This is a genomic window from Saccharothrix algeriensis (assembly GCF_016907655.1).
Lineage (GTDB): Bacteria > Actinomycetota > Actinomycetes > Mycobacteriales > Pseudonocardiaceae > Actinosynnema > Actinosynnema algeriense.
The window spans coordinates 4,178,438-4,191,985 of the sequence record NZ_JAFBCL010000001.1 but is presented as its reverse complement, the minus strand read 5'-3'; the positions used below and the strand labels follow the sequence as shown (position 1 = coordinate 4,191,985).

General features: G+C 73.7%; 17 protein-coding genes. 9 read left to right on the top strand and 8 right to left on the bottom strand.

Going from position 1 to position 13,548, the window contains the following annotated elements; genetic code table 11:
- Positions 1-251: 251 nt before the first annotated feature.
- The 3 genes from JOE68_RS19285 to JOE68_RS19275 are packed head-to-tail and all read left to right on the top strand — an operon-like array spanning position 252 to position 3,050.
- Positions 252-443, top strand: a complete 192-nt coding sequence (locus JOE68_RS19285) for a lasso RiPP family leader peptide-containing protein (protein ID WP_204843695.1) — start codon at positions 252-254, stop codon at positions 441-443.
- Positions 444-450: 7 nt separating this feature from the next.
- The gene (locus JOE68_RS19280) at positions 451-2,331 is read left to right on the top strand and encodes an asparagine synthase-related protein (protein ID WP_204843694.1); all 1,881 of its coding nucleotides are present in this window, start codon (positions 451-453) and stop codon (positions 2,329-2,331) included.
- Complete coding sequence (locus tag JOE68_RS19275; protein ID WP_204843693.1) at positions 2,328-3,050, top strand: lasso peptide biosynthesis B2 protein; 723 nt, start codon at positions 2,328-2,330, stop codon at positions 3,048-3,050. The genes JOE68_RS19280 and JOE68_RS19275 overlap by 4 nt, the downstream gene beginning before the upstream one ends.
- A gap of 56 nt (positions 3,051-3,106) precedes the next feature.
- Here JOE68_RS19275 and JOE68_RS19270 read toward each other — a convergent pair whose 3' ends face one another.
- Positions 3,107-3,250, bottom strand: a complete 144-nt coding sequence (locus JOE68_RS19270) for a hypothetical protein (protein ID WP_204843692.1) — start codon at positions 3,248-3,250, stop codon at positions 3,107-3,109.
- Between the two features lie 477 nt (positions 3,251-3,727).
- Positions 3,728-4,834: an MrcB family domain-containing protein gene (locus tag JOE68_RS19265; protein WP_239564373.1), complete on the bottom strand. Its 1,107-nt coding sequence runs from the start codon at positions 4,832-4,834 to the stop codon at positions 3,728-3,730.
- 76 nt (positions 4,835-4,910) lie between these two features.
- Here JOE68_RS19265 and JOE68_RS19260 point away from each other — a divergent pair, with 76 nt between their 5' ends.
- Positions 4,911-5,513: a histidine phosphatase family protein gene (locus JOE68_RS19260; protein ID WP_204843690.1), complete on the top strand. Its 603-nt coding sequence runs from the start codon at positions 4,911-4,913 to the stop codon at positions 5,511-5,513.
- Positions 5,506-6,030 carry a GNAT family N-acetyltransferase gene (locus JOE68_RS19255; RefSeq protein ID WP_204843689.1) on the top strand — a complete coding sequence of 175 codons (525 nt, stop codon included), beginning with the start codon at positions 5,506-5,508 and terminating at the stop codon, positions 6,028-6,030. Before JOE68_RS19260 ends, JOE68_RS19255 begins: the two co-directional genes overlap by 8 nt.
- A 46-nt stretch (positions 6,031-6,076) precedes the next feature.
- On the opposite strand, the gene JOE68_RS19250 is transcribed toward JOE68_RS19255, so the two are convergent.
- The 3 genes from JOE68_RS19250 to JOE68_RS19240 form a co-directional block, all read right to left on the bottom strand.
- A complete protein-coding gene (locus JOE68_RS19250; RefSeq protein WP_307819747.1) occupies positions 6,077-6,874 on the bottom strand; it encodes an SAM-dependent methyltransferase in 798 nt (265 codons plus the stop codon).
- 199 nt (positions 6,875-7,073) lie between these two features.
- A complete protein-coding gene (locus JOE68_RS19245; protein ID WP_204843687.1) occupies positions 7,074-7,256 on the bottom strand; it encodes a hypothetical protein in 183 nt (60 codons plus the stop codon).
- A gap of 86 nt (positions 7,257-7,342) precedes the next feature.
- Positions 7,343-7,741 (bottom strand): hypothetical protein, encoded by a 399-nt coding sequence (locus JOE68_RS19240; RefSeq protein ID WP_307819746.1) that lies wholly within the window; start codon positions 7,739-7,741, stop codon positions 7,343-7,345.
- Between the two features lie 293 nt (positions 7,742-8,034).
- Here JOE68_RS19240 and JOE68_RS19235 point away from each other — a divergent pair, with 293 nt between their 5' ends.
- Both JOE68_RS19235 and JOE68_RS19230 read left to right on the top strand, forming a co-directional pair.
- Positions 8,035-8,985 carry a diacylglycerol/lipid kinase family protein gene (locus tag JOE68_RS19235; RefSeq protein ID WP_204843685.1) on the top strand — a complete coding sequence of 317 codons (951 nt, stop codon included), beginning with the start codon at positions 8,035-8,037 and terminating at the stop codon, positions 8,983-8,985.
- 281 nt (positions 8,986-9,266) lie between these two features.
- Complete coding sequence (locus tag JOE68_RS19230) at positions 9,267-9,521, top strand: WhiB family transcriptional regulator (RefSeq protein WP_015104912.1); 255 nt, start codon at positions 9,267-9,269, stop codon at positions 9,519-9,521.
- Positions 9,522-9,659: 138 nt separating this feature from the next.
- Here JOE68_RS19230 and JOE68_RS19225 read toward each other — a convergent pair whose 3' ends face one another.
- Positions 9,660-11,153 (bottom strand): PAS domain-containing sensor histidine kinase, encoded by a 1,494-nt coding sequence (locus JOE68_RS19225; RefSeq protein WP_204846182.1) that lies wholly within the window; start codon positions 11,151-11,153, stop codon positions 9,660-9,662.
- A 170-nt stretch (positions 11,154-11,323) separates the two neighbouring features.
- On the opposite strand from JOE68_RS19225, the gene JOE68_RS32465 reads away from it, so the two are divergent.
- Positions 11,324-11,398, top strand: a complete 75-nt coding sequence (locus JOE68_RS32465; protein ID WP_370467464.1) for a 50S ribosomal protein bL37 — start codon at positions 11,324-11,326, stop codon at positions 11,396-11,398.
- An 84-nt stretch (positions 11,399-11,482) separates the two neighbouring features.
- Here JOE68_RS32465 and rsrA read toward each other — a convergent pair whose 3' ends face one another.
- Both rsrA and JOE68_RS19215 read right to left on the bottom strand, forming a co-directional pair.
- Entirely contained in the window at positions 11,483-11,821 is a 339-nt protein-coding gene (rsrA, locus tag JOE68_RS19220) for a mycothiol system anti-sigma-R factor (protein ID WP_204843684.1), read from the bottom strand.
- Entirely contained in the window at positions 11,818-12,444 is a 627-nt protein-coding gene (locus tag JOE68_RS19215) for a sigma-70 family RNA polymerase sigma factor (RefSeq protein ID WP_204843683.1), read from the bottom strand. The genes rsrA and JOE68_RS19215 overlap by 4 nt, the downstream gene beginning before the upstream one ends.
- A 209-nt stretch (positions 12,445-12,653) precedes the next feature.
- Here JOE68_RS19215 and ybaK point away from each other — a divergent pair, with 209 nt between their 5' ends.
- Positions 12,654-13,130 carry a Cys-tRNA(Pro) deacylase gene (gene ybaK, locus JOE68_RS19210; RefSeq protein WP_204843682.1) on the top strand — a complete coding sequence of 159 codons (477 nt, stop codon included), beginning with the start codon at positions 12,654-12,656 and terminating at the stop codon, positions 13,128-13,130.
- Positions 13,131-13,548: the final 418 nt, after the last annotated feature.

The following is a 13,548-nucleotide window of genomic DNA, read 5'->3' as shown; positions in this document are numbered from 1 at the left end:
GGCCGACCGCTTTCCGTTCAATTCGATGAACCGCCGGCATCGAATATCCGCCGGCTCCTCCACATCGCTCCATCACTCGATCGAGGGGACCTCCGACTCGACCGGATGATGCTTTGCACGTATTCACCGCGAGTGCATTCAGCGGCTGGCTGGCGGGTATTTCGATGGGATAGGCTGCCGTTCCCACACCGATTCCGCCCACCGGTCGGGACGCCACGCGGGCGCCCGCTCACCAGATCGAAGGCACCACCATGGACTTCCTGCGACGCGTTCGCGCGCGGTCAGCCGGCCGGAATGCCCCGTCGACCGGGGACCGGGCCGCCGACCGGTCCCCGGCGCACTACGAGCCGCCGGTCGTGCTCGACCTCGGCGACGTCCGGCGGGTGACGCTGGGCAGTTCGTCCAGCGGCAACGCGGACGCGAATTCCCAGTACTACTGGTAGGGGACCGATGGCTCCGCCCACGCGGCCGGTCGCCGGGGCGAGCCCCGGTGTGCTCGGCGTCCACCTCGGCGCCCGCCCCGGCGCCGGTTCCGGCGGTGAGCCCGGGGTGCGGCCCGTCCGCGCGGCCCCGCCGCTGCCCGCCGACGCGGCCGGCGTGTGGCCGGACCGGGCGTCGCCGGTCGCGTGGGGCCCGTGGCGCCCCGGCGAGTTCCGGACCGCCCGCTGCCCGGAGGGCCGGCTGCTGGTCGTGGGCAACTGCCTGGTGGACGACGACCGGCTACGGTCCGACCTGTCCACCGCGCTGCGCGCGGGCCGGCCCGAGCTGGTGACCGGCTGGCCCGGCAGCTACCTGGCGGTGGTCGTCACCGAGCGCGGGCTGACCGCGTTCGTGGACCTGGCCGGGCAGTACCCGCTGTACTTCCACGCCGGCGGCGGCGCGGTCGTCTACGGCACCAGCGCCCGGCGCACGGCCGCCGCCGCCGGGCTCGGCGCGCGGCCCGACCCGCAGGTCGCCCTGGCCGACATCTTCTGCTCGGCCGTGCCCGCGCTGACCCGCAACCGGTCGCCGCTGGCCGGGCTGCGCCGGGTCGAGGCGGGCGAGGCGCTGCACGTGTCGGCGACCGGCGCGTGCTCGGTCCGCCCCTACGAGGCCGCCGGCCGGGACGAGGGCATGTCGCTGGACGACTGCGCCCTGCGCCTGCGCGACGCGCTCGACGCCGCCGTCACCGCGCGGATGGCCGCGGGCGGCGCGGTCAGCGCGGACTTCAGCGGCGGCCTGGACTCGACCTCGATCGCCTTCCTCGCCGCGGACCACCGGGCGGAGCCCCTGCCGGTCTTCGCCTACCACCACCCGGGCGCGCCGGCCGACGACCTGGACCACGCGCTGCGCAACGCGGGCCCCGGCCGCAACCTGCGGCTGCAGGTGGTGCGCGGCACCGCGGACACGCTGGCCTACCAGCACCTGCGCACCGCCGAACCGGCCGAGCTGCCCGACTTCGCGGTGACCGTGCACGAGCGCAACCGCCTGCGGCTGCGGCACGTCGCGGCGGTCGGGGGCGGGGTGCACCTGGGCGGCGAGGGCGCCGACGCCCTGCTGGTCGCGCCGCCCGCGTACCTGGGCGACCTCGCCGGCGCGGGCGGCATGGGCCGGCTGCTCACCGACTCCCGCGCGTGGGCGCGGCTGCGCCACGACTCGCCGACCCGCGTGCTGAACCGGGCGCTGCGGCTGTCCCGGACGTCGATGCGGCGGGCGCTGCGCGAGTTCGCCCGGCAGCTGCGGCGCGGCGACGCCCGGCAGCCCGGCTGGGTCGACGCGATCTCCTGGTGGCCCGCGCCGGGCCCGGAGGCGCGCTGGCTCACCGCCACCGCGCGGCAGTCGCTGGCCGACTTCGTCGACGACCACGCCGCCGCGGCCGACGAGGCGGTCCGGGGCGGCGTGGCCGACTTCACCGCCCGGCACGACCTCCAGCGGTCGGGCGCGGTGCAGCGGCGGCTGGGCGAGGTGGCCCGCCCGTTCGGCGTGTGGCCCCAGGCGCCGTTCCTGGACAACGACGTGATCCGGGCGTGCACGGCCCTGCCCGCGCACCGCCGCGCCGACGGGACGGACTACAAGCCGCTGCTGCGGGCCGCGGTCCGCGGGAAGGTGCCGTCGGAGGCGGTGGCCCGGCAGACCAAGGGGAACTACCTCGGCGAGGAGTACCGGGGCGTCCGGCTGGCGGCGCCCGGCCTGCGCGCGATGCTGCGCGACTCCCGGCTGGCCGACCTGCGGCTGGTGGAGCCGGACGCCGTGGTCGACTCGGTGGACCGGGCGGTGGCCGGCGCGGGCACGCCGTTCGCGGCGCTGAACCGGCTGCTGGCCTACGACCTGTGGCTGGGGTCGCTGGCATGAGGGCGGTGCACGTCCCCCGCCACCTGCACGCGGCGGGCACGGCCGGCGGTGCGGCGTTCCTGCTCAACGCCCGCTCCGGGCGGTGGCACGTGCTCAACCCGGTGGCGACGGCGCTGTGGCGGGAGCTCGGCCGCGTCGGGGACGTCGAGCACGTCGTGGCCGCGGCGGCGGACCGGTACGCGCACCCCGCGGCGGAGGTCTTCCGGCGGGACGCCCGGCGGGCCGTGGCGGACATGGTGGACCGGGGCCTGGTCGCGCCGGGGCGCGGCGGGCGCCCCGCCGGGCCCGGTGCGCTGCCGCGCGAGCACCCGTCGGGCCTGCTCGCGACCGACGGGGTGCGGGCCGCGCCCGGCCCGCGGGCGTACGCGGGCCTGCTGGCGGCCCTGGTGCTGGTGCGCCTGCCGTTCCGGGTGGCGGTGCGGGTGGTGGACGGCCTGGCCCGCCGCTGGTGCACCCGGATGGCGACCGGGCCGGAGGTGGTGTCGACCGTCGCGGCGGTCGACGCGGCGGCCGACCGGCACCCCGGCCGGGCCGCCTGCCTGGAGCGCTCGCTCGCGGCGGTGCTCGCGGCGGCCTTCGCGCGCCGGCGGGTGCGGTGGGTCCTCGGGGCGGCCGAGGACCCGTGCCGCTTCCACGCCTGGGTCGAATTCGACGGAATCATGGTGGGCCGCTCACCGGAGTGGTCCGCGACCGCTTTCGTCAAGGTGCTCTCGGTGTGACGGGCCGGAGGCGTCCCGGCGCCCGCGCCGGCGCCGGGACGCCCGCCGCCGACCGGTCAGACCGGCCACCCCGCGACCGGCCACTGACCGCCCGCGACCAGCACCACCAGGATGACCAGCACCAGCGCCAGCACGGTGCGCACGGCCCGGGCGAAATCGGGCCACGGGCAGCAGGCGGTGAACTCCACTTTCAGTTCCATGAGCTTCTCCTTAACTCCTCGCCACCACTGTGCAGGCCCGGAAAAGGAGGCGCAAACACCGCGGCCGAGCCGTTCCGGGCACACCCGGGGCCCCTTCTCCCGGATACGACGGAAATGCTCCATCACATTTCGTCCACCGCTCGTTCAAACTGAATCCCGCCGGCCTCGCGCACTCCCGGCGGACGCCAGTCCGAACGCCCGGAGCCCTCCGGCCCCCGCACCCGCGCCCCGGCGGCCGGCCGGCCCGCCGACCGGCGGCAGCCCCCGCCACCGACCGGCTTCGGATCGAACCCCGGCAGCCGCCCGGCCGCGCAACGCCGCGCCCCGGCCCCGACAGCCCCGGATCTGAAGGCGACCGCCCCTCCCCCGCCCCGGATCCCATCAGTTCCGACGGGCCCGCTCCCCCGGAGCCCCCGCCACCGGCCCGCGCAGGGCGTCGCCGAAGTTCACTCGATCGGCCCATCCGAGCGGCGGACGTCAAGCATCCGTGTCGGGTGCCGCCACGTACCGGTAGGACACCGCGGTGAGCCGTTCACGGGCTATCCGCCAGGGGTGCACGACGTGCAGGACGCCACCCGACGCGCCGGGTGGGTCCGTGCTCCGGTCCAGGGCGATCCCGCTGACCACGACCAGCATGGTGTTGGGGTACTCGCGTTCGTGCAGCTCGACCTCCTTCCTGGTCAGGATGATCTCGCTGGTCGGTGTCCACGTCGTCGTGGTGCCCTTCACCTCCACGAAGAGATGTTCGTCGGCGCGCCTGGCGTCGAGGTCGTACGACTCCTGCGCGCCGACGTCCTTCACCCGGTAGCCGTTCACCCTCAGGTGCTCGGTGGCCAGCAGCACGGCCCGCCGCTCGATCGCCAGGCGTTCCCCCGCGTCCAGGCGGAGCCCCTGCCCATGACGCCGGCTGCCCGCCGCGCGCTCCGCCGCCACGATCGCGTCGGAGACCTCGGGCGGCAGCTCCCCGGGCAGGTCGAGCGCGGTGTCGACGCGCTGGTAGAGGGTGCTCAGCACGGACAGCATGTACGCGAGGTCCTCTTCCAGGACCGACTCCTCGGGGATTGCGTCCACCGGGTACTGCAGCGCGGCGACCGTGCCCGCCTCGTAGGCGGGGCCGAGCTTCGCCTTGCGCGAGCCGAGCGCGATCCGGTCGAGCCGGTCGAAGCGGACCTCCAGCTCCTCGCCGAGGGCGCGCCGCGCCCAGTCGACCCGCAGCCGCAGGTCCTGCCTGGGGCGCGGGCGGTACTCGCTGTTCACCCACTGGGTCGCGCCCTGCATGAGCGTCAGGTAGACGTTCGCGCCGGGCGCGTCGAAGAGGTAGACGAGGTACCAGCCGACCGTGGCCGACGGGGACCGGCCGGCGGAGTGGACGCGCACCCACGGGATCTCGCTCTTGCGCCCGGTGTGGTCGCGCGCGGTCACCTTGAGGTCGTCGATGGGCGCCGGCAGCCGCGAGTTGATCGCCGCGGCCCGCTCCCGGACCCACCCCGCGATGCCACCCCGCACCAGCTCGCCGCGCCGGAGCATCGCCGGGGTGTGGGTCGAGTCGAACTGCAACTGCAGCTTTAAAACGCTCTCCAGCATGTCGCGCACCAGCCGAACCTAATGGATGTGATCTTCCACAACGGCAGGTCCGCGGTCCCGACACTAGGATCGTCGCGTGACCTCTCACGTTTACCTGCTCCGCCACGGTCAGACCGAGTGGTCGGAGAGCGGGCGGCACACGGGGCGTTCCGACATTCCGCTGACCGACGAGGGGGTCCAGCAGGCGCGGCGCGCCGGGGCCGTGCTGGCCCGCTTGCGGGGCACCGACCGGCCGGCCGCGCTGGTGCTGAGCAGCCCCCGCGAGCGCGCCTGGCGGACCGCCGAGCTGGCCGGGCTGGAGGCCCAGCGGACCGAGGAGCTGGCCGAGTGGGACTACGGCGACTACGAGGGGCTCACCACGCCGCACATCCGCGAGACCGTGCCGGGGTGGACGGTGTGGACGCACCCGGTGCCCGGTGGTGAGGCGCACGACGCGGTGGGCGCCCGGGCCCGCGCCGTGGTCGACCGCGCGCGCCGGGCGCTGGCGGGCGGGGACGTGGTGCTGGTCGGGCACGGCCACTTCAGCCGCGTGCTGATCGCCACCTGGCTGAACCTGCCGCCCGGGGAGGGCGTCCACTTCGGGTTGGACCCGGCCGGGCTGGCCGTGCTCGGCGAGGAGCGCGGCGACCCGCAGGTGCGCCGGCTGAACGTCCCGGCCTGGGAGGTCGACGTTGACTGATCCGCGCATCCGCCGGGTCCGCGCGCAGGACGTGCCGGCGATCGTCGGGCTGGTGCAGGAGCTGGCCGAGTACGAGCGCGCCCGCCACGAGTGCCACCTCACCGCCGAGCAGCTGCACGACGCGCTGTTCCGGCCCGAGCCCGCGCTGTTCGGGCACGTGGCCGAGGTGGACGGCCGGGTGGTCGGGACGGCCCTGTGGTTCCTCAACTTCTCCACCTGGCGCGGCACGCACGGCATCTACCTCGAAGACCTCTACGTCCAGCCGGGGCAGCGCGGCAGCGGCCTGGGCAGGGCGCTGCTGACGGCCCTGGCCCGCGAGTGCGCCGACCGCGGCTACGCGCGGCTGGAGTGGTCGGTGCTGGACTGGAACGCCCCGGCCATCGGGTTCTACCGGTCGCTGGGCGCGGTGCCGCAGGACGAGTGGACCGTCTTCCGGCTCACCGACCGGGCGCTGTCCGCGCTCGCCGGGGAAGCCGGGCGAGCCGAGGCGGCCGACCGGTCCGACGCGGTCGGCTGACCGAGGAGACCGGAGGGACCGAGGAGCCCGGGGGGACCGGCGCGGTTCAGCGCTTGACGCCGACCGCGCCGTAGCTGACCGTCTCCGCGCCGATCGGCTCGTCGCCCTCGCCGCGCCACCGGGCCGTCAGCACCAGCCCCGGCTCCAGCAGCTCGAACCCCGCCACCATGGCCTCGACCGCCGACCGCGACCGGGCCACGATCGGGGTCATGGTCTGGGCGGCCACGTCCACCAGCTTCGCCACCATGTCCGGCTCCACGTCGTCGGTCAGGTGGCTGAGCACCAGGTGGCTCCCGGCCGCCGCGGCGTCGCGGTAGCGGGCGACCACCTCGGCGGGCCGGTCCGCGTCGGGCACGTACGGCAGGCTCGCCACCAGCAGCACGGCCAGCGGCCGGGACAGGTCGAGCAGGTCGCGGACCTCCGGCGAGCCCAGCACGGCGGCCGGGTCGCGCAGGTCGGCCTCCACCATGGCCGCGGCGGGGTTGTCGCGCAGCATGGTGCGGCCGTGGGCGGCGGTCGCGGGCTCGTTGTCCACGTACACCACGCGGCACCCCGGGGCGGCCTGCTGGGCGACCTCGTGGACGTTGCCGGCGGTCGGGATGCCGGAGCCGAGGTCGAGGAACTGGCGGATGCCGTTCGCGACGCACACCCGCACCGCGCGGCGCAGGAACGAGCGGGTGTGCTGGATGATCTCGTCGGTGGGGATGACCCGCAGCGCCCGCTCGGCGAACTCGCGGTCGACCGCGAAGTTGTGCGCGCCGCCGAGGTAGTAGTCGTAGAGCCGGGCCACGTTGGGGCGCTCGGCGTCACCGCTCGCCGGCACCCGTCTCGGGGGGATCTGCACCGCGCACCTCACCCTGCCTGCTCCCGGAGCGGCGCGAACGCCTGCCGAACCGTATCCGGCTACTCCGTTCGTGTCCATCCACCACATGTGAACACGCAGGGTGATTGTGACTGGTGAACCCGCCGAAAGCCAAACCGCGTGGTGTCCCGGCCGAGGAGGCGATGCAGGGGGTCAACCCCCTCGGCCGGGAGGCGTGTCGTCAGGCGCCCGCGCGGGGGTGCGTCCCGTCGCGGTGGCGGATGACGGCGGTGTGGTCCGACCGGCCGGACCGGTCGCCGGTCGGCGCCGCGCCGACCCGGTGGCCCCTCCCGGCGAGCGCCGGGCGCACCGCGACGGCGGCGCGGGCCGGGTCACCTCGCCGGACCGACAGGGGCGAGGTCACCACCACAGCGTCACCTGTCGGAGGGAATAACGACACCCGCCGTTAGTCGGCGGCCCGCCCCCCGATGGTCGGGTCCGGACCGGCCGTCACCCGTCCGCGTCGTCCACGCCCAGCGCCCACCGGCGCACGGGGTTGGTGAACAGCAGGGCGACCACCGCGACGACGTAGAGGCCCAGCAGCGCGCCGTAGAGCTGCTGCCCCGATGGGCCGTACGTGTACCAGGCGACGCCCAGCAGGAGCAGCTGCACGACGATCGACGGCGTGCGCGCCCAGCGCCCGCCGAGCACGAGCCCGACGCCGGCCGCCAGCACGCCGCCGCCGAGCACGACGAAGTAGGCCGCCTCGCCGAGCACGGCGGCCGTGTGGTCGACGGAGAAGGCCCGGATGACCAGCGCCACCGCGAACCCGAGCCCGGCGAGGCCCTGGAGGGCGGTCAGCACGCCGGCCGCGCGGACCGCGCGGGGTACCTGCTGCTCCTGCGTCACGCTGGGCCTTTCCTCACGGTGCGTACTCGTCACGCATCGTAGGCCACCCGGTTGGCGAGTCCCGTTGTGCGGTGCGAAGAGCGAGGATCGTGGTGTTCTTCGGCGAGCCGGCGGTCGGGCCGGGGTGCACTTGCCGTAGGCGGCACGCGCAAGAGGTGCAGCAGCAGGAACGGGACGCAGCAGGGATCGGCAGTACGCGGAAAGGAGAGATGGACCACTTTCGTGCGCTCTGAACCCTCCTACCGGGTGACGCGCAGCCTGTCGCAGGTCACGCGCTGTCCTACCCTTCAGTAGTGCGCGCACTTCTGGTGGTCAACCCGCAGGCAACGGCGACCACGCCGGCCGGCCGGGACGTGCTGGCGCACGCGCTGGCCAGCGACGTGAAGCTCGACATCGTCGAGACGAGCTACCGCGGGCACGCGGCCGACGCCGCGGCCCAGGCCGTGCTGGACGCCTACGACCTGGTGGTCGCGCACGGCGGCGACGGCACGGTCAACGAGGTCGTCAACGGCGTGCTGCGCGGCGGCACGGGCCCCGGGGTGCCGATGCTGGGCGTGGTGCCCGGCGGGTCGGCGAACGTGTTCGCGGGCGCGCTGGGGCTGCCGCGCGACCCGGTGGAGGCCACCTACCGGCTGCTCCAGGCGATCGAGCACGGCACCAGCCGGCGGGTCGGGCTGGGCCGGGTCTCCTCGGCCTCGGCCGGGTCCGGGGCGGGGCACGACCGGTGGTTCACCTTCAACGCGGGCGTCGGCTGGGACGCGGACGTGGTCGCCGGGGTCGAGGCGCAGCGCGCCAGGGGCCGGGAGGCTTCACCGGCGCTGTACGTGCGGACCGCGCTGTCCAGCTACGTGTCGCAGCGGCGGCACCCGTCGCGGCTGACCGTGCGCATCCCGGACGAGGAGCCCTTCGAGGACGTCCGCTTGGCGTTCGTGTCCAACACCGACCCGTGGACGTACCTGAAGGACAAGGCCATCCGGCTCAACCCGAGCACCTCGTTCGACGGCGGGCTCGGCGTGTTCGCGCTGCGCGCGCTGGGCCTGCCGACGGTCACCCGGTACGTCGCGCATCTTCTGGCCACGGACGGGAACCCCAAGGGCGGCAACCTGCTCCGGCGGGACGACGTGGACTTCGTCCGCGTGACCAGCCCGGAGCCGGTGAACCTCCAGGTGGACGGCGATCTGCTCGGGTCGTGCACGGAGGTCGAGTTCACGTCGGTGCCCCGCGCCCTGACCGTGGCGGTCTGAGCGGAGCGGTGCGATCGGCGGGGAGTGCGGACACGCTCAGGTTGCGGCGTGACCCGTACGGTGTGACCGTGGTGTGACCGGGGCGCTACCCAACCGCGACGAGGTGGCACCCCAGGGTGAATGCCGGAAGAAGCGAGTCGATCTTTCGGGTGAGTTCACTCACCGGGTTAGTGCTAACCCCTTGACATCCCGGCCGTTCGTGAAAGCATTCACAAGCACCCCAAAAACCGACCGCTGACGAGTGGCGTGCCTTGAGCACGCCTAGCTGAGGAGTAGTTCCAATGGACTGGCGCCACCGCGCGATCTGCCGCGACGAGGACCCCGAGCTGTTCTTCCCCGTGGGGAACAGCGGTCCTGCGCTCCTCCAGATCGCCGAGGCGAAGACCGTCTGCCGCCGCTGCCCCGTCGTCTCCGACTGCCTCGCGTGGGCACTGGAGAGCGGCCAGGACGCCGGCGTGTGGGGCGGGATGAGCGAAGACGAGCGCCGCGCGCTCAAGCGTCGCAACGCCCGGACCAGGGCTCGCAGCAACGCCTGAGGGTCGCCGCGCACCGCGCGACATGACGAAAGGCCCGACACCGTGCCAGGTGTCGGGCCTTTCGCTTGTGTTGCACACCCTCCCGCATGACCACGTGACTCCGCTGAGGTAGGTCGTCACGTGTGCACGGGGGTCAGTTTAACGCCGTGCCCTGAGTGGCACGCGCAGGACCGCCTCAGTACCGCCTTCGGGCCTGCGCCGCAAGCTCAGGCTGCCCCTGAGTTCGGACTCCACCAGCGTCCGGACGATCTGCAGGCCGAGCCGGTCGGTGCGCTCCAGCGAGAAGCCCGGCGGCAGGCCGCGGCCGTCGTCGGAGATCACCACGTCCAGCCACTTGGCGGAGCGCTCGGCGTGCACGACCACCTCGCCGCGCTGGCCGGCGGTGTAGGCGTGCTCGAAGGCGTTCTGCACCAGCTCGGTGAGGACCATGACCAGCGGCGTGGCCAGTTCCGCCGGCACGATGCCGAAGGGGCCCTCGCGGCGCACGACCACCTGCGACTCGGTGGCGGCCACGTCGGACATCATCGGGATGACCTTGTCCACCACGTCGTCGAGGTCGACCCGCTCGTCCACCGACATGGACAGCGTCTCGTGCACCAGCGCGATCGACGTCACCCGGCGGACCGACTCGGCCAGGGCCTCCCGGGCCTCCTCGGAGCTGGTCCGCCTGCTCTGGAGGCGGAGCAGGGCCGCGACGGTCTGGAGGTTGTTCTTCACCCGGTGGTGGATCTCCCGGATCGTCGCGTCCTTCGACATCAGGGCGCGGTCGCGCCGGCGGACCTCCGTGACGTCCCGGCAGAGCACCAGGGCGCCCGCGGCGCTGCCCCGGGGCCGCAGCGGCAGGGCGCGGAAGAGCACCGCGGCGCCGCGGCGCGACTCGGCCTCGATGCGCATGGACGGGTGGCCGTCCAGCGCCGCCCGGATGCGCTGCGCCACCTCGGTGGCGTCGAACGGGTCGCCGATCAGGGACCTCGTGAGCGGCGCGAGGTGCACGCCCACCAGGTCGGACGCGTGGCCCATGCGGTGGTAGGCGCTCAGGGCGTTGGGGCTGGCGAAGACCACCGCGCCCGAGGCGTCCAGGCGGATGAGGCCGTCGCCCACGCGGGGGCTGGTGTGGACGTCCGGGGACGGCTCGGTGGTCGGGAACGTGCCGTCGGAGATCATCTGGCACAGGTCCGCGGCGCTGCCCAGGTAGGAGATCTCCAGCGGGCTCGGGACGCGCGGCACGGCCAGGTTGGTGTTGCGGCTCAGCACCGCGACCACCCCGTCCCGGTGCCGCACCGGGATGGCCTCGCGCCGCACCGGGACGCCCAGGTGCCACCGGGGGTCCTCCTCGCGGCAGATGCGGGACTCGGCCATGGCGCGGCGCAGCTGCGGGTGCTCGTCCACGTCGACCGTGCTGCCCACGACGTCCTCCGGGTGGGCGGTCGGGGCCGTGGTGGGGCGCGCCTGCGCGACGCACAGGAAGGTCCCGGCGCCGTCGGGCCCGTCCTCCAGCGGCACCCACAGCAGGAAGTCGGCGAAGCTGAGGTCGGACAGCAGCTGCCACTCGGCCACCACGAGCTGGAGGTGGTCGACGGCCGCGCCGGACAGGCCGGTGTGCTCGGCGAGGAGGTCGGTCAGCGTGGACAGGGCTGCCCCACCACCGCGATCCGCTCGCCCACGGCGGTCCCCGCCCGGGTCTTCCCGATCATCCCGCTCCTTCGCTCCGCCGCCATCCAACCACGGCGCGGACCCCGCGCCGGGAGGCGGCGGGGGCGTGACACACTGGGGTGAAGCACTCTGAGCACGAGGAGAACCCCATGTCGAAGCGGGCCCGCAAGCGCCGCGACCGCAAGAAGGGCGGCGCGAACCACGGGAAGCGCCCCAACACCTGATCGCCCGATCCGGTGTGGACCGGGCCGCCCCGGGAGCAGCGCTCCGGGGCGGCCCGTTCGTTCCGGGTGGGTCCCCCCTGGGGGTCAGGCGTTGTCCGCGGCGCGGGCCTCGACCTCGACGTCCACCTCGACCTCGATGGTCTCGACGGTCTCCACGGCCGAGTCGGACGTCACCGTCGCCTCGTGGATGCGGGCGCGCAGCCGGCGCCGCAGCTCCTCCGGCGCGTGCTCGCCACCGCACTTCTTGGCCAGCAGGAGTTTCAGGTGCTCCTCGATGCCGTACTCCTCCAGGCACGGGTGGCACTCCTGCAGGTGGGTCCTGAGCAGTTCCATCCGGCCCTGGTCGCACTCGTGGTCCAGGTAGAGCCAGACCTCGGAGAGCACTTCCGCGCAGTCCGTCTCGTGGGGTTTTCCGCAGCTCATCGGCCCGCCACCTCCGATTGCCCGGCGCGGAGGAAGCCCCGCTCCCGCGCCACGTCGGCCAACTGCTCGCGTAGCTGCCTGCGGCCCCGGTGCAACCGGGACATCACGGTGCCGATGGGGGTGCCCATGATGTCTGCGATCTCCTTGTACGCGAAGCCCTCGACGTCGGCCAGGTACACCGCGATCCGGAACTCCTCGGGGAGTCGCTGGAGGGCTTCCTTCACGTCCGAGTCCGGCAGCCGGTCCATCGCGTCCATCTCCGCCGAGCGGAGACCGGTGGAGGTGTGGCTCTCCGCCTGCGCCAGCTGCCAGTCGGTGATCTCGTCGGTCGGCTGCTGCAGCGGCTGGCGCTGCTTCTTGCGGTACCCGTTGATGTAGGTGTTCGTCAGGATGCGGTACAGCCAAGCCTTCAGGTTCGTGCCCTGCGAGAAGGACGCGAAAGCCGCGTACGCCTTGAGGTAGGTCTCCTGGACCAGGTCCTCGGCGTCGGCCGGGTTGCGGGTCATCCGCAGGGCGGCCGAGTACAGCTGGTCGAGCAGGGGCATCGCGTCGCGCTCGAAGCGGGCGGCGCGCTCGGCCGTTGTCTCGTCCGTCGGCGTGTCCTGCGTTCGCGTGGCTGGCACCGCGCTCCCTCCCCACCTGCCGGTCGGCGCGGTGGATGAAGCTGTGTGGGTCGTGTTCGAGGATACGCGGCGGTCACCCGGTCGGCAGCGGGCCGACCCGCGCGGTGGACGGGTCGTGCCGGACCTGACCTGCTGTTCGATCACCTCGGTTGCCACGTCGACCAACAACGCGAGCGGGCCGTCGGGCATTCCCACTAAGGTGCGCGTCCATGGCCGGACGCGGGACGCCTGCCACGGCGTTGCTCGACAAGCAGAAGGTGGCGCACCTGCTCCACTCGTACGAACACGACCCCCGCCACGAGTCGTACGGGCTGGAGGCCGCCGAGGCGCTGGGCATCGCGCCCGAACGGGTGTTCAAGACCCTGGTGGCGGACGTGGACGGCAGGCTGGCCGTGGGCGTGGTCCCGGTCACCGGCCAGTTGGACCTCAAGGCGCTGGCGGCTGCGCTGGGCGGCAAGAAGGCGAGGATGGCCGACGTCTCCGCCGCCGAGCGGGCGACCGGGTACGTGGCGGGCGGCATCTCCCCGCTGGGCCAGAAGAAGCGCCTCCCCCTTGTCCTCGACAGCTCCGCCGAGCGGTTCGACACCGTCTACTGCTCGGCCGGCCGTCGCGGGCTGGAGGTCGAGATCGCGCCGGCCGAACTCGCCCGGCTGACCGGCGCGGTGGTCGCGACCATCTCCGCCTGACCCTCGCCCCCTCCACCCCACGGCTTCAGCCCCACGACCCGCTTGCGGCTTTTGCTTTCGGACCTTCGGCACGCCCCGTGCAGTCCGGTGTCTTCGTGTTCTCCCCGTATGGCCTGCCCGGAGGGCTACCATGCTTTTCCTGGGGGTGCAAGCACGCTTTTCGCTTGCACCCCCAGGAAAAGCATGGTCGTCTTTAGACAGGTCATGCGGGGAGAACACGACCGCTGTTTCTTTTCCTTCTCCTTGGCGGCCTGCCCGTCCGGCGAGGACTCTTTCAATCTTTTCAGCCTCGGGCGGTACCGCACCAAATCTCACCCGGATCGGTGCAGGTCAGAGGTATGAAGAGCGGCCGGGAGGCCCCCAAGGAGAAGGGAAGTGCGTCGTGTTCTCCCCGTACGGCCTGCCGAAGGCAATCACG

Excerpts from the sequence above, each read along its gene's own strand:
- JOE68_RS19285 (WP_204843695.1), top strand. The coding sequence starts at position 252 with ATGGACTTCCTGCGACGCGTTCGCGCGCGGTCAGCCGGCCGGAATGCC.
- JOE68_RS19280 (WP_204843694.1), top strand. The coding sequence starts at position 451 with ATGGCTCCGCCCACGCGGCCGGTCGCCGGGGCGAGCCCCGGTGTGCTC.
- JOE68_RS19275 (WP_204843693.1), top strand. The coding sequence starts at position 2,328 with ATGAGGGCGGTGCACGTCCCCCGCCACCTGCACGCGGCGGGCACGGCC.
- JOE68_RS19270 (WP_204843692.1), bottom strand. The coding sequence starts at position 3,250 with ATGGAACTGAAAGTGGAGTTCACCGCCTGCTGCCCGTGGCCCGATTTC.
- JOE68_RS19265 (WP_239564373.1), bottom strand. The coding sequence starts at position 4,834 with ATGCTGGAGAGCGTTTTAAAGCTGCAGTTGCAGTTCGACTCGACCCAC.
- JOE68_RS19230 (WP_015104912.1), top strand. The coding sequence starts at position 9,267 with ATGGACTGGCGCCACCGCGCGATCTGCCGCGACGAGGACCCCGAGCTG.
- rsrA (WP_204843684.1), bottom strand. The coding sequence starts at position 11,821 with ATGAGCTGCGGAAAACCCCACGAGACGGACTGCGCGGAAGTGCTCTCC.
- ybaK (WP_204843682.1), top strand. The coding sequence starts at position 12,654 with ATGGCCGGACGCGGGACGCCTGCCACGGCGTTGCTCGACAAGCAGAAG.